At 65.3% G+C, this 22,163-nt stretch carries 25 protein-coding genes; 5 read left to right on the forward strand and 20 right to left on the reverse strand.

The annotated features are described in order from the left end of the window. The first annotated feature begins 18 nt into the window (after positions 1–18). Positions 19–771: a bestrophin-like domain gene (locus EV560_RS29975; protein WP_131859522.1), complete on the forward strand. Its 753-nt coding sequence runs from the start codon at positions 19–21 to the stop codon at positions 769–771. A gap of 2 nt (positions 772–773) precedes the next feature. Here the strand turns inward: EV560_RS29975 and EV560_RS29980 are convergent, their stop codons facing one another. Both EV560_RS29980 and EV560_RS29985 read right to left on the reverse strand, forming a co-directional pair. Next, the gene (locus EV560_RS29980) at positions 774–1,565 is read right to left on the reverse strand and encodes an ABC transporter permease (protein WP_131859523.1); all 792 of its coding nucleotides are present in this window, start codon (positions 1,563–1,565) and stop codon (positions 774–776) included. Continuing rightward, positions 1,562–2,440: an ABC transporter ATP-binding protein gene (locus EV560_RS29985; protein ID WP_131859524.1), complete on the reverse strand. Its 879-nt coding sequence runs from the start codon at positions 2,438–2,440 to the stop codon at positions 1,562–1,564. Before EV560_RS29985 ends, EV560_RS29980 begins: the two co-directional genes overlap by 4 nt. A 175-nt stretch (positions 2,441–2,615) precedes the next feature. Here EV560_RS29985 and EV560_RS29990 point away from each other — a divergent pair, with 175 nt between their 5' ends. Beyond that, entirely contained in the window at positions 2,616–3,140 is a 525-nt protein-coding gene (locus EV560_RS29990; protein WP_248312283.1) for a DedA family protein, read from the forward strand. 241 nt (positions 3,141–3,381) lie between these two features. On the opposite strand, the gene EV560_RS29995 is transcribed toward EV560_RS29990, so the two are convergent. From EV560_RS29995 to EV560_RS30010, 4 genes are all read right to left on the reverse strand, one after another. After that, positions 3,382–3,603: a hypothetical protein gene (locus EV560_RS29995; RefSeq protein ID WP_131859525.1), complete on the reverse strand. Its 222-nt coding sequence runs from the start codon at positions 3,601–3,603 to the stop codon at positions 3,382–3,384. Between the two features lie 29 nt (positions 3,604–3,632). Continuing rightward, complete coding sequence (locus EV560_RS30000) at positions 3,633–3,812, reverse strand: hypothetical protein (RefSeq protein WP_131859526.1); 180 nt, start codon at positions 3,810–3,812, stop codon at positions 3,633–3,635. A gap of 220 nt (positions 3,813–4,032) precedes the next feature. Continuing rightward, positions 4,033–5,052 carry a ketol-acid reductoisomerase gene (gene ilvC, locus EV560_RS30005; RefSeq protein WP_131859527.1) on the reverse strand — a complete coding sequence of 340 codons (1,020 nt, stop codon included), beginning with the start codon at positions 5,050–5,052 and terminating at the stop codon, positions 4,033–4,035. A 34-nt stretch (positions 5,053–5,086) separates the two neighbouring features. After that, positions 5,087–5,734: a TetR/AcrR family transcriptional regulator C-terminal domain-containing protein gene (locus tag EV560_RS30010; RefSeq protein ID WP_131859528.1), complete on the reverse strand. Its 648-nt coding sequence runs from the start codon at positions 5,732–5,734 to the stop codon at positions 5,087–5,089. A gap of 150 nt (positions 5,735–5,884) precedes the next feature. On the opposite strand from EV560_RS30010, the gene EV560_RS30015 reads away from it, so the two are divergent. Then, positions 5,885–6,430 (forward strand): DUF924 family protein, encoded by a 546-nt coding sequence (locus EV560_RS30015; RefSeq protein ID WP_131859529.1) that lies wholly within the window; start codon positions 5,885–5,887, stop codon positions 6,428–6,430. Between the two features lie 4 nt (positions 6,431–6,434). On the opposite strand, the gene EV560_RS30020 is transcribed toward EV560_RS30015, so the two are convergent. Genes EV560_RS30020 through EV560_RS30035 form a run of 4 tightly spaced genes read right to left on the reverse strand, consistent with a single transcriptional unit; the run spans position 6,435 to position 9,741 of the window. Then, a complete protein-coding gene (locus EV560_RS30020; RefSeq protein ID WP_131859530.1) occupies positions 6,435–6,656 on the reverse strand; it encodes a hypothetical protein in 222 nt (73 codons plus the stop codon). After that, on the reverse strand, positions 6,656–7,198 hold the full coding sequence (ilvN, locus tag EV560_RS30025) for an acetolactate synthase small subunit (protein WP_131859531.1): 543 nt from the start codon (positions 7,196–7,198) through the stop codon (positions 6,656–6,658). Before ilvN ends, EV560_RS30020 begins: the two co-directional genes overlap by 1 nt. A 38-nt stretch (positions 7,199–7,236) precedes the next feature. Continuing rightward, positions 7,237–7,926, reverse strand: coding sequence for a glutathione S-transferase family protein (locus tag EV560_RS30030; RefSeq protein ID WP_131859532.1), 690 nt, complete (start codon positions 7,924–7,926; stop codon positions 7,237–7,239). 51 nt (positions 7,927–7,977) lie between these two features. Next, the gene (locus EV560_RS30035) at positions 7,978–9,741 is read right to left on the reverse strand and encodes an acetolactate synthase 3 large subunit (RefSeq protein WP_131859533.1); all 1,764 of its coding nucleotides are present in this window, start codon (positions 9,739–9,741) and stop codon (positions 7,978–7,980) included. A gap of 338 nt (positions 9,742–10,079) precedes the next feature. Here EV560_RS30035 and EV560_RS30040 point away from each other — a divergent pair, with 338 nt between their 5' ends. Next, positions 10,080–11,540, forward strand: a complete 1,461-nt coding sequence (locus EV560_RS30040; protein WP_131859534.1) for a GGDEF domain-containing protein — start codon at positions 10,080–10,082, stop codon at positions 11,538–11,540. 117 nt (positions 11,541–11,657) lie between these two features. Here EV560_RS30040 and miaA read toward each other — a convergent pair whose 3' ends face one another. Then, on the reverse strand, positions 11,658–12,599 hold the full coding sequence (gene miaA, locus EV560_RS30045) for a tRNA (adenosine(37)-N6)-dimethylallyltransferase MiaA (RefSeq protein ID WP_131859703.1): 942 nt from the start codon (positions 12,597–12,599) through the stop codon (positions 11,658–11,660). Between miaA and serB the strand changes: the two genes are divergently transcribed. After that, positions 12,556–13,485 carry a phosphoserine phosphatase SerB gene (serB, locus tag EV560_RS30050; RefSeq protein WP_165923710.1) on the forward strand — a complete coding sequence of 310 codons (930 nt, stop codon included), beginning with the start codon at positions 12,556–12,558 and terminating at the stop codon, positions 13,483–13,485. The genes miaA and serB overlap by 44 nt on opposite strands. 193 nt (positions 13,486–13,678) lie before the next feature. Here the strand turns inward: serB and EV560_RS30060 are convergent, their stop codons facing one another. The 9 genes from EV560_RS30060 to EV560_RS30100 all read right to left on the reverse strand — a co-directional run bounded on the left by EV560_RS30060 (position 13,679) and on the right by EV560_RS30100 (position 22,051). Further along, positions 13,679–15,202: a Do family serine endopeptidase gene (locus EV560_RS30060; protein ID WP_131859535.1), complete on the reverse strand. Its 1,524-nt coding sequence runs from the start codon at positions 15,200–15,202 to the stop codon at positions 13,679–13,681. Between the two features lie 222 nt (positions 15,203–15,424). Then, complete coding sequence (locus tag EV560_RS30065; protein ID WP_131859536.1) at positions 15,425–15,616, reverse strand: DUF2065 domain-containing protein; 192 nt, start codon at positions 15,614–15,616, stop codon at positions 15,425–15,427. A 20-nt stretch (positions 15,617–15,636) separates the two neighbouring features. Then, a complete protein-coding gene (hflC, locus tag EV560_RS30070; RefSeq protein ID WP_131859537.1) occupies positions 15,637–16,575 on the reverse strand; it encodes a protease modulator HflC in 939 nt (312 codons plus the stop codon). Beyond that, a complete protein-coding gene (hflK, locus tag EV560_RS30075) occupies positions 16,572–17,729 on the reverse strand; it encodes an FtsH protease activity modulator HflK (RefSeq protein ID WP_131859538.1) in 1,158 nt (385 codons plus the stop codon). Before hflK ends, hflC begins: the two co-directional genes overlap by 4 nt. A gap of 150 nt (positions 17,730–17,879) precedes the next feature. Continuing rightward, entirely contained in the window at positions 17,880–18,392 is a 513-nt protein-coding gene (locus tag EV560_RS30080) for a dihydrofolate reductase (RefSeq protein WP_131859539.1), read from the reverse strand. Positions 18,393–18,395: 3 nt separating this feature from the next. Then, positions 18,396–18,878 (reverse strand): GNAT family N-acetyltransferase, encoded by a 483-nt coding sequence (locus EV560_RS30085; protein WP_131859540.1) that lies wholly within the window; start codon positions 18,876–18,878, stop codon positions 18,396–18,398. After that, on the reverse strand, positions 18,875–19,528 hold the full coding sequence (locus EV560_RS30090; RefSeq protein ID WP_131859541.1) for a CPBP family intramembrane glutamic endopeptidase: 654 nt from the start codon (positions 19,526–19,528) through the stop codon (positions 18,875–18,877). The genes EV560_RS30085 and EV560_RS30090 overlap by 4 nt, the downstream gene beginning before the upstream one ends. A 15-nt stretch (positions 19,529–19,543) precedes the next feature. Beyond that, a complete protein-coding gene (locus EV560_RS30095; protein ID WP_131859542.1) occupies positions 19,544–20,797 on the reverse strand; it encodes a GGDEF domain-containing protein in 1,254 nt (417 codons plus the stop codon). A 231-nt stretch (positions 20,798–21,028) separates the two neighbouring features. Beyond that, on the reverse strand, positions 21,029–22,051 hold the full coding sequence (locus tag EV560_RS30100; RefSeq protein WP_131859543.1) for a SphA family protein: 1,023 nt from the start codon (positions 22,049–22,051) through the stop codon (positions 21,029–21,031). Between the last annotated feature and the right edge of the window lie 112 nt (positions 22,052–22,163).

A 22,163-nucleotide genomic window follows, 5' to 3' on the forward strand; every position in this document is an offset into this window, starting at 1 on the left:
CAGGACTGGGGACCGGTCATGAATGAAGTCCGCATCGCGATCTTTGTGTTCCTGTGCCTGATCGCAGCCTCTTTCGGCGCACTCTTCTCCTACCAAAGACTGCCGGAGCACCAACGGCAAGGCGACACGCATACTGTGATGCGGCTGATCGCCAATATCTTCATCGTGATGACCTCCCTCGTGCTCGGGCTGATGATCACCTCGGCGAAAACCCGCTTCGATGCGGTCAATCAGGATGTGCACCGCTTCGCGACCGATCTCATCCTGCTCGACAAGCTTCTGGTTCTGTACGGGCCGGAGGCGGACGGCGCGCGCAACCGCCTCGTCGCCTATACGGAGCGGGCGTCGAGCGGCCCATGGACGGCGTCGGACGGTACCTTGTCCGACCGGACCGCCGAGCAATTGCTGACCCAGGTCGGCGGCGAGCTCAGGACGCTGAAACCGACGGCCGAGCCCCAGGTGTCGATCTGGAACGACATGCGCCAGCAATATGGCAGGGTGCTCGCGCTGCGCTGGAGCCTGGTGGAGCAGGCTGAAGGCTCGCTGCCGAGACCGCTCGTCCTGATGCTCGTCGCCTGGCTGGTGCTGATCTTCGCCACAATCGCATTCCGCGCCCCGAGAAACGCGGTCGTCATGATGAATTTCGTCGCGGCGGCCGCCCTGATCGGCGGCGCCATCTATCTGATCGTCGACATGGACATGCCGTTCGAGGGGCCGATCCAGGTTTCGCCAGCGCCGCTGCAGAGGGCACTGACCGAAATGCGTCGATAAACTTATGTCGTGGTCGTCGAACTCTGCCCCGGCCGCCAGACCAGCAGACGCTTCTCGACCAGAGTTACGACCGAGTCGATCGCGATCACGAAGATTGCCAGGATCAGCATGCCGGCAAAGACGCCAGTGACGTCGAACACACTCTCGGCCTCGTGGATCTTGTAGCCGAGCCCCGCCGAGGAGCCGAGATACTCGCCGACCACGGCACCGACCAGGGCGAAGCCGACCGAGGTGTGCAGCGAGGAGAACATCCAGGTCAGCGCCGAGGGCCAGTACACATGGCGAAAGAGCTGGCGCCCGTTCATGCCGAGCATGCGGGCATTGGCCAGCACGGTCGGCGAGACCTCGCGCACGCCCTGGTAGACGTTGAAGAAGACGATGAAGAAGACCAGCGTGAAGCCGAGCGCCACCTTCGACCAGATGCCCAGGCCGAACCAGAGCGCGAAGATCGGCGCCAGCACGACGCGGGGCAGCGCATTCGCGGCCTTGATATAGGGGTCGAACACCGCGGCGAGCAGGTCGTTCCGAGCGAAGGTGAAGCCGAACAGGATGCCGGCGGCCGAGCCGATGACGAAGGCGAGCACCGTCTCGGTCAGGGTGATGCCGAGATGGTAGTAGATATCGCTGCCGGTGAGCTGCTTGAAGGTCCGGGCCAGCACGTCGATCGGCGTCGAGAAGAAGAACTGGATCGTCTTGGTTTCGCCGAACAGCGGATAGACCGTAACGACGTGCCAGATGCCGAGGCAGACGATCATCACCAGCATTTGCAGGGCGAGGAGCTTGAGGCGGTTCATCGGTTGCTGCCCTCGACCAGTTCCTTGCCTTCGCCCATGGCATAGGCCTTCTGCACCTCGACCTTGAGCGAGGCCCAGATATCGCGATGGATCTCGTGGAAGGCCTTTTCCAGCCTTATCTCCGCGATGTCGCGCGGGCGCGGCAGCGGCACCTTGTAGTCCGCGACGATGCCGGCGGCGGGCCCGGCCGACATCACCACGACCCGGTCGGAGAGCGCGATCGCCTCTTCGAGGTCGTGCGTCACGAAGATCAGCGCCTTGCGGTCCTTCGACCAGAGGTCGAGCAGGAGGTTGCCCATGATCTGGCGGGTCTGGGCGTCGAGCGGGCCAAAGGGCTCGTCCATCAGCAGGATCTCGGGATTGCGGATCAGCATTTGCGCCAGCGCGACACGCTTGCGCTGCCCCCCCGAGAGCATATGCGGATAGCGGTCGACGAAGGCGCGCAGGCCGACCCGGCCGAGCCATTCGCGCGCCCGCTCATTGGCCTCGGCGGCCGGCACGCCCATCGGCTCCAGGGCCACCGCGACATTCTGCAGCGCCGTCTTCCACGGCATCAGCGCATCGGCCTGGAAAAGATAGCCGGCGCGGGCGTTGAGCCCTGAAAGCGGCTTGCCGAAGATCTCGACCTTGCCGGCCGAGGGCGTCAGCAGCCCGGCCGCGGCGTTGAGCAGGGTCGATTTGCCACAGCCGGTCGGCCCGACCACCGAGACGAATTCGCCGGCGGAGACCGCAAGATCGATCCCGGTCACGGCCTTGTAGCGCTGATCGCCGATATGGAAGGTGATGTCGAGCCCGCTGAGCCTCACAGCCACCGGCGATGCAGTTGCGGACACGCCCTGCCCCGTCTCGAACGGGGGGCGCTGTTGCAGATCCATGGATCGTTTCCCTGGTGGCCGCAGCTTGGGCCGGCCATCATCGCGTTTCTCTTTGCGAAAAACTCTAGGCGATCAGCCCGGGAAGGCAACCCGCCTTTGGTGGGGCAGAGTTGCGTCCGGATGCCGGGCCAGCGATAAGCCAACGCCTCTCCAAACGAAGGAAGACCGCGACGTGATGCTGCAACTCGAAAGCCTGATGCGGGATCTGGTCGAGTTCATGCGCGTCAATCAGCAATGGGCGGTGCCGATCGTCTTCTTCGTCGCTTTTGCGGAATGTGTCGCCGTTCTGTCCTGGATCGTGCCGGCCACGGTGTTCTTCACAGCCTTCGGCGCAGCCGCAGGCGCGATGGGGCTGAACCTCGGCCCACTCGCCTTCGCGGCCTCTGTCGGTGCCGCGTCCGGCTTCTGGATATCCTATTGGGCTGGCCAGGTGCTGGGTCCGAGGGTCGACCATCACTGGCCGTTCAAGGACAACCCCCAGCTCTTGGCGCGGGGCCATGCCTTCTTCGAGAAATGGGGCATCGCCAGCATCCTGATCGGCCATTTCTTCGGCCCATTGCGGGCCGTCATCGCCATCGTCGCTGGAATCGTCAGCATGCCGTTTCTCCAGTTCCAGATCGCGAACTGGATCGCTTCCTTCGTCTGGGGCTTCGGCCTGCTCTACGGCGCCGGCCGTCTCGCCGAACTCGTCACCCGTTGAACAGGCCCAGCACGATCGCCAGCGCCAAGGCAAAAGATGCAGCCATCACGAGCCGCGCACCATAAGGCGATTCCAGCAGTCTGATCGGTCCCATCGTCGCCTCCCTGCGGTTAGGTCCGACTGGTCTCCGGATCGGCCGCGATCATAGCAGTTTTCGCGGGCGAAGCGGCGACCTTTCGTGAGAAGGAATGCTCGCGCGAGCAAAGCTATGGGCCGGCTTCTTTCGCCGGCCCCGCGATGCCTAGTAGGTCAATTCGACCACGCCCCAGGCGATCATCGCCAGGACGAGACCGCCGATGAGGACCATCAGCACAGGCCTGTCCAGAAAGCCCTGCCGGGCCTCCACGGGCGACTCCACTGCCGGATCCTCGTCGCTGTGGTCGTCAGCGCGGAGGGGCGGAATCGGATCGCCCCCTTTGAGCCGTTCGAGCCGATCATCTCTCGGGTCTTTGACATCCGTCATGTCGCTCCCCTTTCACGCCCCGAAGGCGCTCAGAACAGGTTCGTGGCGATCGTGCAGACCACGACCGCGATCGCGGCGCTGATGACCAGGACCATGAGGGCGAGGCTGTCGCCGGCATCATGCTCGGGCAGCGGAACGGCCCGTGCGATCCCGCGTCTGCGCCGATCGCTGTTGTTCAAACCGTTCCGCCCCCATTCGTCCTGGTTCATCGCAAGCTCCCGATCTCGTCTGGCGCATCAACGCCCCGGAGCGCGGCACTGTTCCGCCCGGCGGGAAGCATGGGGCGGCGCCATAGAAAAACGGGCGCCTCGCGGCGCCCGTTTCAGTAATCATCTCAACAGCTAAGCTCAGCATCTTGAATCAAGGTCGTACAGACTTGAATCAGATTGTGAGGCTTCCCGGATCAGTTCGCGAAGCCGCGTATGATCCTCAGTTCTTGGTCTTGTCGACCAGCGCCTTGGCCTTGATCCAGGGCATCATGTCACGCAGCTTGGCGCCGACTTCCTCGATCGGGTGGGAGGCCATGCGGGCGCGGGTCGCCTTGAACGAGGTCTGGTTGACCTTGTTCTCCAGCATCCAGTCGCGGGTGAACTTGCCCGACTGGATGTCGGTCAGCACGCGCTTCATCTCGGCCTTGGTCTCGGCGGTGATGATGCGCGGACCGGTGACGTACTCGCCATACTCGGCCGTGTTCGAGATCGAGTAGTTCATGTTGGCGATGCCGCCCTCGTAGATCAGGTCGACGATCAGCTTCACCTCGTGCAGGCACTCGAAATAGGCCATCTCAGGCGCATAGCCGGCCTCGGTCAGCGTCTCGTAGCCGGCCTTGATCAGCTCGACCAGGCCGCCGCAGAGCACAACCTGCTCGCCGAACAGGTCGGTCTCGCACTCTTCCTTGAAGGTGGTCTCGATGATGCCGGCGCGGCCGCCGCCATTGGCCGATGCGTAGGAGAGGCCGAGATCATGGGCGTTGCCGGTCGCGTCCTGGTGGATGGCGATCAGGGTCGGCACGCCGCCGCCACGCTCGTACTCGGAACGGACGGTGTGGCCCGGGCCCTTCGGCGCGACCATCAGCACGTCGAGATCCTTGCGCGGCTCGATCAGGTTGAAATGCACGTTGAGGCCGTGCGCGAAGAGCAGCGCAGCGCCTTCCTTCATGTTGGCGGCGAGCTCGTCGCGGTAGATGTCGGCCTGGAGCTCGTCCGGCGTCAGCATCATCACGACATCGGCCCACTTGGCGCCTTCGGACGGGGTGTAGACGGTGAAGCCCGCGCCCTCGGCCTTCTTGCGCGTGGCCGAGTCGGCCTTCAGCGCGATCGCCACGTCCTTGACGCCGGAATCACGCAGGTTCTGCGCATGCGCATGGCCCTGCGAGCCGTAGCCGACGATCAGGACCTTCTTGCCCTTGATCAGGTTGATATCCGCGTCGCGGTCGTAATAAACGCGCATGTTGACAGGTCCTTCCTTGGGTTGCGTCGTTTCTTCAGGCTTTCGGTGCAGGCCGCGCCCGCCCGTGAAGTGCGAGGAACTGGTCGACCGCCCGGGCGGCATCGCGCTCGATCTCGGCCGGGCTGAGGCGCAGGGCGTCGCCGAGCAGCAGCCTGATCTGCACGTCGCGGCCGATCAGCCCGAAAAAGGTGCGGAACGCCGTCTCGGCATCGTCGAAGGATAGCAGCCCCGTGTCGCGGCCGGCTTCCAGGACCGGCTTCAGGCGCTCGCCAATCGCGAAACGCCCATTCGCCAGCACGATGCCACCGAGATTGCTCTTGCCCGAGGCGGCATGGCCAATCGCGACGCGGTTGAGCGCGATCGAGGTCTGGCTCGTGATGACGCTCAGCCAGTTCTCGGCGAAATCCTTCAGGCTCTTGCGCAGGGCCACGGCATCGAGCGTCTGGCGGTCGTAATTGTCGGCGCGAACGCGCGATGCCTGCCATTGCACCGTCGCGGTGAGCAGCCCGTCACGGTCGCCGAACCACTTGTAGAGGGTTTCCTTCGAGCAGCTCGCCCGGCGCGCCACCGCGCTCATGGTGAGCTGGTCGCCCTCCTCCACCATCAGCGCGAGCACGGCGTCGAGCACGGCCTGCTGGCGCGCAGTCGGCTCATCGCTCGTGGTCTCGAGGGCTGCTTGCATGGCGGAAAATTGCCGAACCGAACGTTACGGTTCGGGCATCTACAGGATGCGCTTGACGAGCGCAAGCGCTAAGCAAGGCGGCACGAACTGGTCGTCGCAAGGTTCACTGGCGAAGCCGGACCGATCAGATTGCGCCGACAGGAGCAGCTCATGAACTTGGTCACGATAGCCGACATCCTCTCCTTCTGGCGCGAGGCCGGCCCGGAGAAATGGTTCGAGAAGGACGAGACATTCGACGCCGAGATCCGTGCCCGCTTCCTCGCTACCTACAACGCCGCAGCTGCCGGCCAATTGAGCGATTGGGAGGCGACGCCGGACGGCAGCTATGCGCTTCTCATCCTGCTCGACCAGTTTCCGCGCAACATGTTCCGCGGCTCGGCGCAGGCCTTCGCGGCCGACCCGCTGGCACTCGCCATAGCCGATCGCGCGGTCGCGAGAGGCTTCGATGAGGGCTACGCCAATCCCGAGCGGCGCTTTTTCTACCTGCCCTTCGAGCATGCCGAGGACCTGGCGCATCAGGAACGCTGTGTCGCGCTGACCCACGCCTCCGGCGACGAGGACAGCACGAAATGGGCCATCGTCCATCGCGACATCATTCGCGATTTCGGCCGCTTTCCGCATCGGAACGCCGTCCTCGGCCGCGACTCGACGGAGGCAGAGCACGCCTTCCTCGAGAAGGGCGGTTTCAACGGCTGATCGATCAGCCGCCTGTCGCGTGCTGGCTGGCGACGCGCTGCAGCACGATCGCAATCACCGTCAAGGTGAAGCCGAGCCACCAGAGCGGTGAGCGCAGGCTCGCCGTGCTGCCCGGCTCCGGTGCCGGTGCCCGCCCGCTCAGGCGCTGGAAGATCGGCCAGGCCAGGCAGCCGAATCCGACAATCCCCAGCGCCAGCGTCAGCAGGTTGAGCGTCGCCGCATCCATCACATCGCGTCCGGGCCGCGGCTCATCGCGGCGATGCCGGTGCGCGAGACCTCGGTCAGGCCGACCGCCGTCATCAGCTTGATGAAGCGCTCGACCTCTTCTGTCGAGCCGGTCAGCTCGAAGACGAAGGAGGTCAGCGAGGCGTCTAGCGTACGCGCGCCGAAAGCCGATGCGAGCCGCATCGCCTCGACCCGATGGTCGCCCTTGCCGACGACCTTGACCAGCGCGAGCTCGCGCTCCAGCGCCTCGCCCTGCAGCGTCAGGTCGACGACGCGGTGCACCGGCACCAACCGGTCGAGATGCGCCTTGATCTGGTCGATGACATTGGCCGTGCCCGAGGTCACCACGGTGATGCGCGACAGGTGCTTCTCGTGCTCGGTCTCGGAGACGGTGAGGCTCTCGATATTGTAGCCGCGGCCCGAGAACAGGCCGGCGATGCGGGCGAGAACGCCGGGTTCGTTGTCGACGATCACCGCCAGCGTGTGGCGGGCGACCGGCTGGGTCTTGGGGGCGTTCGGATAATGCGTGGCTGGGTTCGGCATCGGAGACCTGTCGCGGAAAGCTGGAAACGAAGGAAGGACTAGTTTGAACGAAGATTGGCGATGGCGGGCTCGTCGACCTCGTCGGCTGCTACGATCCAGCGCTCCTTGAGCGCCGCCTCGAGCCATTGCCTGTAAGCCGGCAGGCCAAGTACCGCCTGCATATACGCAGCCGCATCGGCATCCACCGGGATGGCATAGGTATCGAGCCGGGCGACGACCGGCGCGAACATCGCGTCCGCTGCGCAGAACTCGCCATAGAGGAACGGACCGCCTGCCGTCTCGCCGAAGCGGCTACGCGCCTCCCGCCAGATTGCACTGATCCGGGCGACATTCCTGGCGACATCCGGCCCGCGATCCCGGGCCGCGTAACGCTTGCCGAGATTCATCGGGCAGGCGCCGCGCAGGGCCTGGAAGCCCGCATGCATCTCGCTCGACACGGCCCGGGCATGGGCACGCGCGGCGACATCACCCGGCCAGATGCCCCGCTCGGGGAAGCGCTCATGCAGGTATTCGGCGATCGCCAGCGTTTCCCATACGGCGACCTCGCCATCCGACAACGTCGGCACAGTGCCGCCGCTACGCGGCGCGTGAGCGTAGATCGCCTCTTTGAAGCCGGGCTCGTCGAGCAGGACGAGCACCTCCTCGAACGGGATCTCCTTCGCCGCCAGCAGCAGCCAGGCGCGCAGCGACCAGGAGGAATAGCACTTGTTGCCGATAAGAAGCTTCATATCCGCCCCCCGAACCCTCTCCCCTGCGGGAGAGGGTGCCTTATCACGGCCTCAGACCAGCTGCTTGCCCTTGGCGTCGATTATCTCGCCGGTATCGCCCTCGAAATCCGGCAGGATCATCTCGTTATGGGCCTTGCCCGACGGGATCATCGGGAAGCAGTTCTCTTCCTTGGCGACGATGCAGTCGAAGATCACGGGCTTGGGCGTATCGATCATCTCGCGGATCGCGTCGTCGAGCTCGGCCGGGTTCGAGCAGCGGATGCCGTGGCCGCCATAGGCCTCGGCCAGCTTCACGAAATCGGGCAGCGAAGCCGAGTAGCTCTCCGAGTAACGCCCGCCATGCAGCAGCTCCTGCCACTGGCGCACCATCCCCATGTACTCGTTGTTGAGGATGAAGATCTTGACCGGCAGCCGGTACTGCACCGCCGTCGACATCTCCTGCATGTTCATCAGGATCGAGGCCTCGCCCGCGATGTCGATGACCAGCGACTCCGGATGCTTCATCTGCACACCGATCGCAGCCGGCAGGCCATAGCCCATCGTGCCGAGGCCGCCCGAGGTCATCCAGCGGTTCGGCTCCTGGAAGTGGAAATACTGCGCCGCCCACATCTGATGCTGGCCGACCTCGGTCGTGATGTAGGTGTCGCGGTCCTTGGTCAGCTCGTAGAGGCGCTGGATCGCGTATTGCGGCTTGATGATCTCGGACGAGCCCTTGTAGCCGAGGCTGTTCCGCGCCCGCCAACCGTTGATCTGCTCCCACCAGCTCTTGAGAGCCGGCTTGTCGATCTGCGGATTGGTCTCCTTCCAGACCTTGACCATGTCTTCGAGCACATTGGCGCAATCGCCGATGATGCCGAGATCGACCTTGACGTTCTTGTTGATCGAGGACGGGTCGATATCGATATGGATCTTCTTCGAGCGCGGCGAGAAGGCGTCGAGCCGGCCGGTGATGCGGTCGTCGAAACGCGCGCCGATATTCACCATGACGTCGCAGTCATGCATCGCGAGGTTGGCCTCGTAGGTGCCGTGCATGCCGAGCATGCCGAGCCACTGCCGGTCGGCGGCCGGAAAGGCGCCCAGCCCCATCAGCGTCGAGGTGACGGGATAGCCCGTCAACCGCGCCAGCTCGCGCAGCAGCTCCGTCGCACGCGGTCCGGAATTGACCACGCCGCCGCCGGTATAGAAGACCGGCCGCTTCGCCTTGGCGATCAGGTCGACCGCGGCGCGGATCTTGTCGATATCGCCCTTGACCACCGGACGGTAGGTCTTGTGCTGGTTGTCACGCGGGCGGCTGTATTCGCCCTTGGCGAACTGGATGTCCTTGGGCACGTCGATGACGACCGGGCCCGGCCGGCCATTGGCAGCGACATAGAAGGCCTCGTGCAGGACACGCGGCAGGTCGGCGATGCTCTTCACCAGGTAGTTGTGCTTGGTGCAGGAGCGGGTGATGCCGACCGTGTCGCATTCCTGGAACGCGTCGGAACCGATCAGATGGGTCGGGACCTGGCCGGTGATGACGACGACCGGGATCGAGTCGAGCAACGCATCGGTCAGGCCGGTGACGGCGTTGGTCGCGCCCGGCCCGGAGGTGACGAGCACGCAGCCGACCTTGCCGGAGGAGCGCGCATAGCCTTCCGCCGCATGGACTGCGCCCTGCTCGTGGCGGACGAGGACGTGCTTCACCTTCTCCTGGTGGAAGAGCGCGTCATAAATCGGCAGCACGGCACCGCCGGGATAGCCGAACAGGTGCTCGACGCCCTGGTCCTGAAGCGCGCGGACGACCATCTCGGCGCCGGTCATCATCTCGCTCATCATACTCTCCTGCGGGTTCTTCGGTCGGTCTCGGGAGCTTTGGGCAATAAAAAAGGCCCTCTGAGGGGCCTGGACGTGCGCTGGCGTCGGGGACGCGCGGTTTATGAAAACCGGCCCCTACCAGCGCACCCGTACGATAATAAGCTTGCGCATCGCGCGTTCCACCCTTTGCGGATATTGCGGCACGCTAGCCGAGCCTCAGGGCGCGGTCAAGCGGCCGGAATGCCGCGGCAATCGAACGCCAGCCGTATCGTCTGCTGCATTGCGAAAAATCGGGCGGCCAAAAGAACACTTTCTCAAGACCGCGTTGCTACCGTTTTCGTCTGCGGAACGGGACGGTCATGTATCAGGAAGTGCATACCCAGAACATCGTCGAGCGCGCCCACGCACCGGAAATCACCGAGCTGCTCCGCCGCTTCGCGCTGCTCGCCGACGGCATGGCCGGCGCCCCCTATGAGGCGCTGTGCCAGCAGGTCATGGGCGATTTCGGCGACGACCTGATGGTCATGGTCCCGACCGGCGATGGCGATTACGTCTACCAGCATTACGGCCGTGAGATCATTCGCTATGTCGGCGGCAATCGCTCCGGCGAACGCGTCTCGCAAATGTCGCCGCAGGTCGCCCGCTTCACCGTGGATTGCTATGATCGCGCGCTCGTCGACGGGCAACCGGCCTATACCGTGCACCGCTCGCTCAAGACCTATCGCGTCTGCCTCTGGGAGCGCCTGATCCTGCCGGCCACGGCCGCGAATGGCGAGCGCTTCCTCGTCGTCTTCAGCCGCCCCTTGCAATTCCGCGAGGAGTTGCTGACCACCGTGCTCGAAACCTCGCCTTGCGGCATCGTGGCGCTGCGCGCCGTGCGCGATGGCGATGGCAATATCGAGCGCACCATCGTCATCACCGCCAATCGTCGCGCCGCGATCATCGCCGGGCATGAGGACGAGCAGTTGCTCGACAATGACGCGCGGGCCTGCTTGCCCTTCCTTGCCGACAACATGGTCTGGCGCCGCTGCCTTTACGTTATCGAGCTCAGGCGCAACGACATGTTCGAGGCCTGCTTCACCGTGAACGGCCGTGAGATCTGGCTTCAGCTCGCGCTCGCTCCCCTCGGCGACGGGCTGGTTATGACGCTGACCGACATTACCGAATTGATGATCGCCAACCTCACCCTGCAGAGCCGCGCCGCCACGCTCGCGCTCGAGATCGGCCGCGAACGCGCCACCCGCCGCGCCCTCTCGCACGAGATCGGCCAGCGCGAGGAGCGCGAGCAGGAATTGCGTCGCCTCGCCGAGACCGATCCGCTGACGGCGCTGCTGAACCGGCGTTCCTTCACCGAGAAGGCCAATGCCGAGATTGCCGCCTGCGCCGCGGACAGCGACGATTCCGCGCTGATCATCGTCGATCTCGACCATTTCAAGAGCGTCAACGACAGCCATGGCCATGCCGCCGGCGATGCCGTGATCCGCGCCTTTGCCGATCTCCTGCTCGGGCTCGTCAGGCTCGACCGTGATCTCGTCGGCCGCTTCGGCGGCGAGGAATTCGCCATCTTCCTGCCGCGCACCGGCGCGGCTGCGGCGCTCCGGATCGCCCAGCGCATCCAGGACGCTCTCGCCGTCAAGCAGCTCCCGGTGTCGGAGACGGTGGCGCTGCAGGTCACCGCCAGCTTCGGCGTCGCCATCCGCGAGAGCGAGGAAAGCTTCGCCGATTTCTTCGCGCGAGCCGACGGCGCGCTCTATCGCGCGAAACACGAAGGCCGGAACTGCATCCGCCTCGCCGGCGCCGATATCGCCGTCGCGGCCTGATCTCCCACCGTCACGGCGAGGAAACGCAGCCGGGGAGCGACTCAGGATGACTGGGTGCGAAGCGGTTTCTGGATTGCCTCGCTGCGCTCGCAATGACGGAAGCGGTCCGATCCTCCGTCAAGCCACGGCATTCAGCTCCCTCAACGCCAGATCGAGAGCGCTCTCCGGCGCGACCGCCCGCCAGTCTTCCATCTGGTGCCGGAACCAGGTCACCTGCCGCTTGGCATAGGCGCGCGTGTCGGCCTGGCCCTTGCGGATCGCGTCATCGAGGCTGAGCTGGCCGTCGAGATGGGCGATCAATCCGGGCACGCCATGGGCCCGCATCACCGGCAGCAGCGGATCGAGCCGGCGCTCGCGCAGAGCCGCGACCTCCTCCAGCGCCCCCTGCCCCATCATCACCTCGAAGCGCCGGTCGATCCGCGCCCTCACCTCCTCGCGCTCCGGCGAGACGAAAAGCTTCACCAGCGGCAGCCCGTCGAGCGGCCCGGGCTGCCGTGCCCCCTGGAAGCTCGCGAGCGAACGGCCGGTCGCTTCGAAGACCTCGAGAGCGCGCATGACCCGCATCCGGTCGCTCGGCCGCAGGCGCTGCGCCATTGCGGGGTCGCAGGCCGCAAGCTCGGCATGCAGCATCGCGGTCTCCAGCCCCTGCACGCGTGCGCGAAAAGCCTCGCGCACCGGCTCGGGGACTGGCGGGATCGCCGAGAAGCCCTCAGTCAGCGCTTTGAAATAGAGGCCAGTGCCGCCGACCAGCACCGGCAGCGAGCCGCTGTCGCCAAGCTCGGCCAGCAGCGCCGTGACATCGGCGACATAGCGCGCCGCCGAATAGTTCACCGCACCGTCGACATGGCCATAGAGCCGATGCGGAACCGAAGCCTCCTCGACGATCGTCGGCCGCGCCGTGATGACGCGCAGATCGGCATAGACCTGCATCGAATCCGTGTTGACGACGGTCCCGCCGAAGCGTTGCGCGATCGCCATGGCGAGGGCGGACTTGCCGCTCGCGGTCGGACCTGCGATGAGCACCGCCCTGTACCTGAGCTTCACCCGGTCCGTCTCCATGCTCGTTGCCACGCTCGTTTCCGCCCATGACCAGGCTCTCGTGAGCGAAGCTCTGCTCTCGCGGCTCGTCACCGCCGTCCCGGGCGCCGGAAAATCCGAGCGGCTGGACGGCGAGATCGCCGCCGATCTCTTCGCGGATGCAGCGGATGCGCGCAAGCTCGAAGCCGATATCCGCGCCGCGCTCGAGGGCGCCGCGATCGACATCATCGTCCAGAAGGCCGCGACGCGCCGCAAGCGGCTGTTCCTCGCCGACATGGACTCGACCATGATCGGGCAGGAATGCATCGACGAGCTCGCCGCCTATGTCGGCCTGAAGGAGAAGGTCGCCGGCATCACCGAACGCGCCATGCGCGGCGAGATCGCCTTCGAGCCGGCCTTGCGGGAGCGTGTCGCTTTGCTCAAAGGCGTCAAGCTCTCCGTCGTCGACGAGATCATCCGCGAGCGCATCACGCTCACACCCGGCGGCCGCGAGCTGGTGCACACCATGCGCGCCAACGGCGCCTATACCGCTTTGGTCTCCGGTGGCTTTACCGTCTTCACCGGTCCGCTCAGCGCGATGATCGGCTTCGACGAGCACCGCTCGAACACGCTCATCGCCAAGGACGGCGTCCTGATCGGCGAAGTCGCCGACCCGATCCTCGGCAAGCAGGCCAAGCTCGACAGCCTCATCGAGCTGCGGACGAAACTCGGGCTGGACAAGGCCGCCACGCTCGCCGTCGGCGACGGCGCCAATGATCTCGCGATGATCGATGAGGCGGGGCTCGGTGTCGCCTTCCGGGCCAAACCCGCGGTCGCGGCGGCGGCCGACGCTCGGCTCGACCATGCCGACCTGACCGCCCTGCTCTACGCCCAAGGCTACAAGGGCAGCGAGATCGTCAGGGTCTGACCGCTGCTCGCGCCGGACATCGCACTGGCATCACCCAGAGCATTTCCGCGATTCTCCGAAGCGCGGAAATGCTCTATCTATTTGTTTTGACGCATTTTCTTCACGCGAACCGGTGCCCACTTCGCTCGAAAATGCTCTAAACAAAAGGGCGGCCGAAACGGCCGCCCTTCGAGATAACCGCATTGAGCGGGCGTCAATCCATCGTCACCGCCACGAAGCGGACCTCGCCCTGGGCGCTCGAGACCAGAAGCAGGGCCGACTTCTTGCCCTCCTTCTTCAGCGCTTCCAGGCGCTTGGTCACGTCCTCCGGCGAATTCACCGCCTCCTGACCGACCTCGACGATCAGCTCGCCGATCTGGATGCGCTTGTCGGCGGCGTTGGAGTTGGGATCGACCTTGGTGATCACCACGCCCTTTGTGCCGTCCTTGATCGAGTAGCGCTTCTTGAGCTCCTCGCTCTGGGCCGAGAGCTCGAGGCCGAGAGCCGAGGTCACCGCGGGCTTGGCCGGCTCGGGCTTGGCGCTGGCTGCAGCGGTCTGCACCTTCTCGCCATCCTCGAGGCGTCCGAGCTTGACCGTCTTGGTCTCTTCCTTGCCCTTGCGGACGACAACGACCGGCACATCCTTGCCGACCGACGTGCCGGCGACGATGCGCGGCAGGTCGCGCGAATCCTTGACCTCCTTGCCGTCGAACTTGACGACGACGTCGCCGACCTCGAGGCCGGCCGGCTTGGCCGGGCCCTTGTCGTCGATGCCGGCGATCAGGGCACCACGCGCCGTGCCGAGATTCAGCGCTTCGGCCGTGGCGTCGTCGACGCTCTGGATACGCACACCGAGCCAGCCGCGACGCGTCTCGCCGAACTCGCGCAGCTGCTCGACGACGTTCATCGCCAGCGAGGACGGTACGGCGAAGCCGATGCCGACCGAGCCACCGGTCGGCGACAGGATGGCGGTGTTGATGCCGATGACCTCACCCGCCATGTTGAACAGCGGGCCGCCGGAATTGCCCTTGTTGATGGCGGCGTCGGTCTGGATATAGGTGTCGTACGGACCCTGGTTGATGTCGCGGTTGCGGGCCGAGACGATGCCGGAGGAGACCGAGCCGCCGAGGCCGAACGGGTTGCCGATCGCCATGACGGGGTCGCCGATCCGCATCTTGTCGGAATCGCCGAACTTCACCGACTCCAGCGGCTTGTCGGGCTTCACGCGCAGCACCGCGAGATCGACCTTGGTGTCCTTGCCGACGACCTCGGCCTTCAGGCGCAGGCCGCTGTTGAAGATCACGGTGATCTCGTTGGCGTCGCCGATGACGTGGTTATTGGTGACGACGATGCCCGACGGGTCGATCACGAAGCCCGAGCCGGCCGATTGCGAGCGGCGCTGCTGCGGCGCCTGGTTCTGGCCCTGCTCGCCGCCGCGGCCACGGCGATTGAAGAACTCCTCGAACAGGTCGCCGAAGGGCGTGTCCGGGCCGAGTTGAGGCAGCTGCGGCAAGGTGCGGCCACGGGTGTCGCTGGTGGTGACGGCCGAGATATTGACCACTGCCGGCATCACGCGCTCGGCGAGATCGGCGAGCGAGACCTGACCAGTGACATGCGGCGAGCCGGCAAGCGGCGCTTGCGCGAGCACAGGCATTGTCATCATCGGCAGCGCGGCGACGCCGGCCATCAGCGCGACGCGCAGGAGCCTCGGAGCAGCGGAAACGGATTTCAATGCCATCAGTGGGTCCTCGTGAAGATTCGGGCCGTTTCGACGGCCAAAACGCTGGCCAGAGATTGAACCTCAAAATGCGGCGGAAGGGCGACGCAGGATACACACGATCATGTCATTGCCGGCGCTGTTTTGCACGATCCGTGCGGGTATTTCATCGGCTTTTCGGCGTGAAGCCGGGTGCGGGCGTCCGCGGCAAACGAGCTTGCCTGTAGAATAGGCACAGGCGGCTCAGGTTCCGCCGCGCACCAGCCAGACCAGCAGCACGCCGAGCGCTGCCGAGCCGAGTCCGATCAGCCGCATCGTCTCGACCGGCGTCTCGGAGGCACTGCGCAACGCATCCTTCGCCAGATGCGGGATCGCTGCGAAAAGAATGCCTTCGATCGCAAAAACGAGGCCGAGCGCCGCGATGAAATCCAACATATCGCGACGCTCGTTCTTGATCAGGGCCTGGTGGCCGGGGCTTGGGCCGGTGGGGTCTGGGCCGGGGTCGAAGCCGAACCCGCACCCTTGCCGTCGGGGCCGTTGAAGAAGCGGAAGAATTGCGAATCCGGCGAGAGGACCAGCCGCGTATCGCCCGCCTTGATGCTCGCCTCATAGGCCTGCATCGAACGGTAGAAGGCGAAGAACTCCGGATCTTTGCCGAAGCCTTCGGCGAAGACGCGGTTGCGCTCGCCTTCACCCTGGCCGCGGACCTCGTCGGAGCGGCGTTGCGCCTCGGCGACGATGACCGTCGATTCACGGTCGGCGCGCGCCCTGATCTCCTGCGCCTGCTGGGCGCCAAGCGCGCGGGCTTCAGCAGCCTCGCGCTGACGCTCGGTCTGCATGCGCTGGAACACCGCCTGCGAGTTGGCCTGCGGCAGGTCGACCCGGCGTAGCCTGACATCGACGACCGTCATGCCGAAACGGCCGGCCTCGCGGTTGACGTCGTCGCGGATGCGGCTCATCAGCCGCGAGCGCTCGGTACGGACCACCGCGGTGAAGGTCGCCTCGGCCAGCACCGAGCGAACCTGACCGTTGACGATCGAGGCGAGCTGCGAATTGGCGCGGGCGATGCTGTTGACCGCCTGGTAGAAGCGCAGCGGATCGGAGATGCGGTAGCGCGTGAAGGCATCGACCACGAGCCGCTTCTGGTCCGAGGCGATGATTTCCTGCGCCGGCAGGTCGAGATCGAGGATGCGGTTATCGAGCAGGATGACCTGCTCGAACGGCGCCGGCAGCTTGAAATAGAGGCCGGGCTCCGTGACCACGCTACGCACCGCGCCGAAGCGCAGCACGAGCGCGGACTGGGTCTGCTGGACCACGAAGGTCGCCGCATAGAAGACGATGGCCACGATCGCCAGGACGACGAGCAGGCCGATGCGAAGAGCCGAACCGTTCATCGGACAGCTCCCGTCTGCGGAGCGCCCGGAGCGGGACGCCGCTGCTGCTGCAGCTCGCTGAGCGGCAGATACGGCACGACCCCCTGCCCGCTATTCTGGTCGAGGATGATCTTGTCGGCGCCGCCGAGCACGCGCTCCATCGTCTCGAGGAACAGACGCTCGCGGGTCACGCCCGGAGCCGCCTTGTACTGCTCGTAGACCGAGTTGAAGCGGCTGACCTGACCATAGGCTTCGGCCACGGTCTGCTCCTTGAAGGCCTCGGCCGACTGGACGAGCTGAGCCGCACGGCCGCGTGCCTCGGGCACGACGCGGTTGGCGTAGGTCTGCGCTTCGTTCTGCAGACGCTCCTGGTCGGCGCGCGCGGCCTGGACGTCGCGGAACGCGTCGATGACCTGCTGCGGCGGATCGACCTTCTGGAGCTGGACGAGGCGAATGGTCACGCCGGCCTTGTAGGTGTTGAGCGTATCCTGCATCAGCTGGCGCGTCTCGGTCTCGATCGCACTGCGATCGGTCGTCAGCACCGGCTGGATGTTGCGGCGGCCGATGATCTCGCGCATCGCGCTCTCGGCCACGGCCTTCACCGTGCCGGGCGGGTCCTGGATATTGAAGACATACGCTTCCGGCGCGGCAGGATCGATCTGCCACTGCACGATGAAATCGATATCGACGATGTTCTCGTCGCCCGTCAGCATCAGGCTCTCTTCGTTGACGTCGGTCTGGCGCGAGGTGCGCACGGATTCGACGGTACGGAAGCCCACTTCCGTGGTGCTGACATTGGTCACCTGCGGCTTGATCACGCTGCCGATCGGATAGGGCCAGTTATAGTTGAGGCCTTCGCCGGTCTTGCCGATGAACTTGCCGAAGCGGAGATTGAGACCGACCTCGTTCGGACGGACGATGTACCAGCCGGTCATCAGCCAGATCGCGATCAGGACGAGAATGCCGAGAATCAGGCCGCGGCTGCCGAGATTGCCTCCCGGCATCAGATTCTTCAGCCGGTCCTGGCTACGACGCAGGATCTCCTCGAGATCAGGCGGCGAACCGCCGCCGCCGCCGCCGGGGCCTTGACCCCAAGGGCCACCACCGCCGCCACCCCCGCGCTGGCCCCAGGGTCCGCCCCCGCCGCCACCGCCGCTCTGGTTGCTCCAAGGCATACTCGCGCCGTTCCTCGCTCTTTGGACCTGCCGTGCAATAGGCGAACGGCGGCTGTTTGTCAGCGCCCGGATGGGAGCCGAGCCCGTGAATTGGTCATCGGACACGAATTCGTCAACGGCGCAACCCCTTCGTCATCAACGGAAAGCTGGTTAATGGCGGCGGCGATAGGTCGCGAAGGTAAACGCGTGCTCGTCATCGACGCTGGCAGGATGGCTTTCGCGGCCCGCGGCGTCGAATGCGGCGCGGGTCCAATCGGGGAAAATCGCGTCCCCCGCCGGCTCGGCATGAACCAGCGTCAACTCGAGCCGGTCGGCCAGCGGCAGCGCTTGCGCATAGATATCGGCGCCGCCGGCGACCACGACCGAATCCGCCCCCATCGACGCGCCGAGGCGCTGCCCTTCGGCGAGCCCCTCCTCCAGCGAATGCGCGACATGGACGCCCTCGGCACGAAATTCGGCGTCGCGCGTCAGCACGATGGTCTCGCGCCCCGGCAAGGGCTTGCCGATCGAGAGGAAGGTCTTGCGGCCCATCAGCACCGGCCGGCCGAGTGTCAGGCCGCGGAAGCGCCGCAGATCGGTCTTGAGCCGCCAGATCAGGCGATTGTCATCACCGATCACGCCGTTATCGGCGATGGCTGCGATGAGGACGATGGGAAGCGCCATGCCTCAGCCTTCCCGCCCGAGCCGTTCCAGCGCCTCGCCATCGAGCCGCTTCACGGTCCAGGCGTCCTGGGCGACAGCGCCGATCGAGCGATAGAACACGCGCGACGGCTCGTTCCAGTTCAGCACCCACCAGGCGAGGCGCGGCAGCCCCTCGTCGACGCAGCGCCTGGCGAGATTCGCCATCAGTGCCTTGCCGATGCCACGACCGCGCTGCTCGGGCTTGACGAAGAGGTCCTCCAGCCAGATGCCGTGCCGGCCGCGGAAGGTCGAATAGGTGTAGAACCAGAGCGCGAAGCCGGCAGGCTCATCCTCCCATTCGGCAATGTCGCAAAACACCTTCGGATTGGCGCCGAACAGCGCCTCGCCGATCATCGCCTCGGTCGCATCGACCTCATGGGCGAGCTTCTCGTATTCGGCGAGATCCTTGATGAAGGCGAGGACGAGCCCGGCTTCGTCTGGCCGCGCAGGGCGGATGGTCAGGGTCATAGCAGCAATCCAGCGAGAATGACGGCTGCGTTCATGCAGGCGTGGAGCAGAATGGGCAAGCCGATGCCTCCCGACAGCTCGCGGGCATAGCCCAGGAAGGCCCCCGCCGGCAGGACCGAGACGACATGGAGCAATCCGTTCTCCAGATGGAGCAGCCCGAAGGCGATGGTCGTCACCGCCAAGGCCGGCAGCACGGCAAGGTGGCGGCGCAGCGTCGTGAACAGCTGGCCTCGAAACAGGAGTTCCTCGACGACTGGCGCCAGCAGCACAGCATTCGCCAATCCCAGCGCGCTCCGCTCCGACGACGACATCGCCTTCATCTCCTCGAGCGAGCCCAGCAGGCCGGAGAGCGCCACCGCCGCCTCGACGGCCAGGACGGCAGCAAGCGCGGCGCCAAACCAGATCGCGATGCGCCTGTCTTGCGGCCAGGCCAATGCCAGCGACCGTCGAAACGGCCGGTCGCCAGCAGCCCATGTGATTGCGAATGTCGTGACTCCGACGCTCAGAAAGAATGCGGCCTCCCGCGCATCGAAGCCGAGCGGACGGCCCGCCAGGCTCGTCCAGAGGACAACCGCGCCGGCCATCCCGGCATAGCCGAACCCGACGGCAAGCAGGACCTGGCCGAAAGCCAGAGCGACCGCGCGTTCCATGCCTTCGTCAACCTCTCAGCCGCTCGGATGATTGCCCACCACGCGGTCTCGCCCCTGGGCCTTGGCCGCGTAGAGATGGGCGTCGGCATGGGCGACGAGGTCGCGGATATCGGTCGCGTCGCCCGGACATGTCGCGACGCCGATGCTGACCGTCGGCGCCGCCGCGAATTCCTGCGCGAGGGTGCGGTGGATCGCAAGGCGCATTCGTTCGGCGCAGGCGAGCGCGGCCGCATGAGGCGTGTTTTCGCAGACGATGACGAATTCCTCGCCGCCATAGCGGAAGATGCGGTCATCGCTGCGGATCTCGCTTCGCACGCAATCGACCACGCGCCGAAGCACTTCGTCTCCGGTGACGTGCCCGTAGCGGTCATTGACGCTCTTGAAATGATCGACGTCGAGAATCGCCAGGCTGACCGGCGATTTGGCGGCGAGGTTGCGGGCCAGGATGGCCTGGCCAAGCGTTTCGAAGCGCTCGCGCGTGAGCGCGCCCGTCAACGCGTCGCGCCCGGATTTGCCGAGGAGCTCCTCGTATTTGTGGCGATAGGTGAGCTTGGAGAACACATCCGCGAGCGGCTGCGGGGCCAATTCCTGAGGATCGCGCTCGAACAGGGTCAGGTACAGGCCCATGAGCGTGCTGTAGACGACAGCCGCGCCCATCTTCGCGACCCAGCCTCCGACAAGTGCGTCGATCGGCGTGCCGGTCACGATATGCAGGCCGATGAAGAAGCCGATCTGATCGAAGGTCAGGATCAGCGCCAGGCTGAGACACGAGCGCAGGATCAGCGAGTCCGGAAGAACTCGCCGGAACCGTTCGTAGAGCAGGATGAGCGCGATCGAATCGACGAACAGGAGGGTTGTCCCCCACACCATCAAGGCGCCCATCTGGTCGATCAGCACCAGATCCGGATTATAGCCTGGCAACGAGACGGGCGAGCCATAGAGCCGCAGCGTGAAGACCAGCGCCACCATCAGGAAATTGCCGATCAGCAACCCGTAGATCGGCTGACGAACCGTCTCCGCATCCTCCCGGATGTAAAAGAGCAGGATGATCGCGAGCTTGCCGGAGAACAGCACGGTCGACCCGGGCGAGAGCAGGCCGAACGGCAGCTGGATGAAGAACACGGCCGCGAGATAGGTCTCGAGGAAATGCATCACTCCCAGGGCGCAAAAAAACGCGCCAAGGCCCATCATGTGACGCAGCCGAAAAAGCCCGGCCATCACGCCGAAATAGATGAGGGCTTGAGCCAGAAGAAGAATGATGCCGGACATGGAATGCGGCTACCTGAATCGCACGATAGCCGCTAGAGCGCCCACGTCCTGTGGTCGGTCAACGGCTGCGGATGCGACCAATTCTGGGGCAACATGTGCCTCGAAGGGCACGAAACGGCTTGTCTTTTGACAATGAACGCGTCTCGCAGGGCTTCGCGCGAGGCCGTCCGGCCAGCGCCGCAGACGTCGCGCCAGCTGGCTTGCGCCGGGGTCGGCATCTCTCGATGCGGCTCAGTGTTTCACGACCTTGGCGCCCGGCACCGGCTCCGGCGGCGGCGCTGCCGGCGCGGTCTTTCCGAGCGGAAACGCGATGGTGAAGAGGCCGATCGTGCCTTGCGGACGATTATCCACGCTAACCTCGCGCAGGACCTTCACGCGCGTCGTGATCGGTGTCTCGGCGACATTGAACGTGTAGCTGATCATGCCGCCGACGGCGGTGACGCGGCCCTTGTAGGGGCCGAGCGAGGCGCCCTCACCGCTATCGCCGCTGATCTGCTGATAATGCCCGAACAGGGCGCCGACCGAGAGCTCCTTGCTCAAATACTGGCTGATGGCGAGGTCGACATGAACGGCATTGCCGGTCTTGTAATCGGTGTCGTCGTTCTTGCCGTTGATCTCGATTCCCACCGCGCCGGAGATGTCGAGGCCGATCTTGGGGTCCAGCCAGGTGCCCGCGGCATAGATATCGCCGATCCAACGATTGAAGGAGAGGTTCGAGAGCTCGCCGTCACGATACGTGCCGGAGGGGATGTTGACCAATCCGCCCACTTGCCAGTGGAAGTTGCCGGCGTGCCAGCCGATGAAGCTGGAAATGACGGGATCGCCGAACAGGAAATCGGAATCGCGCAGCTTGACGCCGAATGCCCGCCCGATGCGCGGTGCCGCAATCAGCGCGCCGGCGCTGACGCGCGGAACGCCGAAAGGAAGGATCACCGCGAAGCCGAGATTGCCGCCGAGGATCTCGATCGGTGTGACCCAGGTCGGCGTCAAGAAGTTGACCCGCGCCTGGACCTTGACATTGGCCAGCACCGCGCCGCCGATTTGGGTCTGCGTGCTCGCCGAAAGGCGACCGGAATAGGAATAGAAATCGTTCTCGAAGTAAAACCCCGGCGGCGGAACGATTCCGGCCAGAGGTCCGCGCAGCCCCGCAACGTATAGGCTCGCGCCACTCTCAGTTGAACTCGCGGGATAAGAGGCTATTCCGGCCCAACTAAACGCTATTGCACCGACGACAGAGGCCCGTAGCCGCTTCATGTCCGACGCCCCGCCCGATTTATGCAGCGATGCTGGACTGATTTGATAGGAGCGTCAAGCACAGAGCCCCCGCTAGCGGCGCTAGCAGCTTCAACCAGAGGCGACAAGCCGG

This window comes from Allobosea sp. BK604 (genome assembly GCF_004341515.1).
Taxonomy (GTDB): Bacteria; Pseudomonadota; Alphaproteobacteria; order Rhizobiales; family Beijerinckiaceae; genus Allobosea.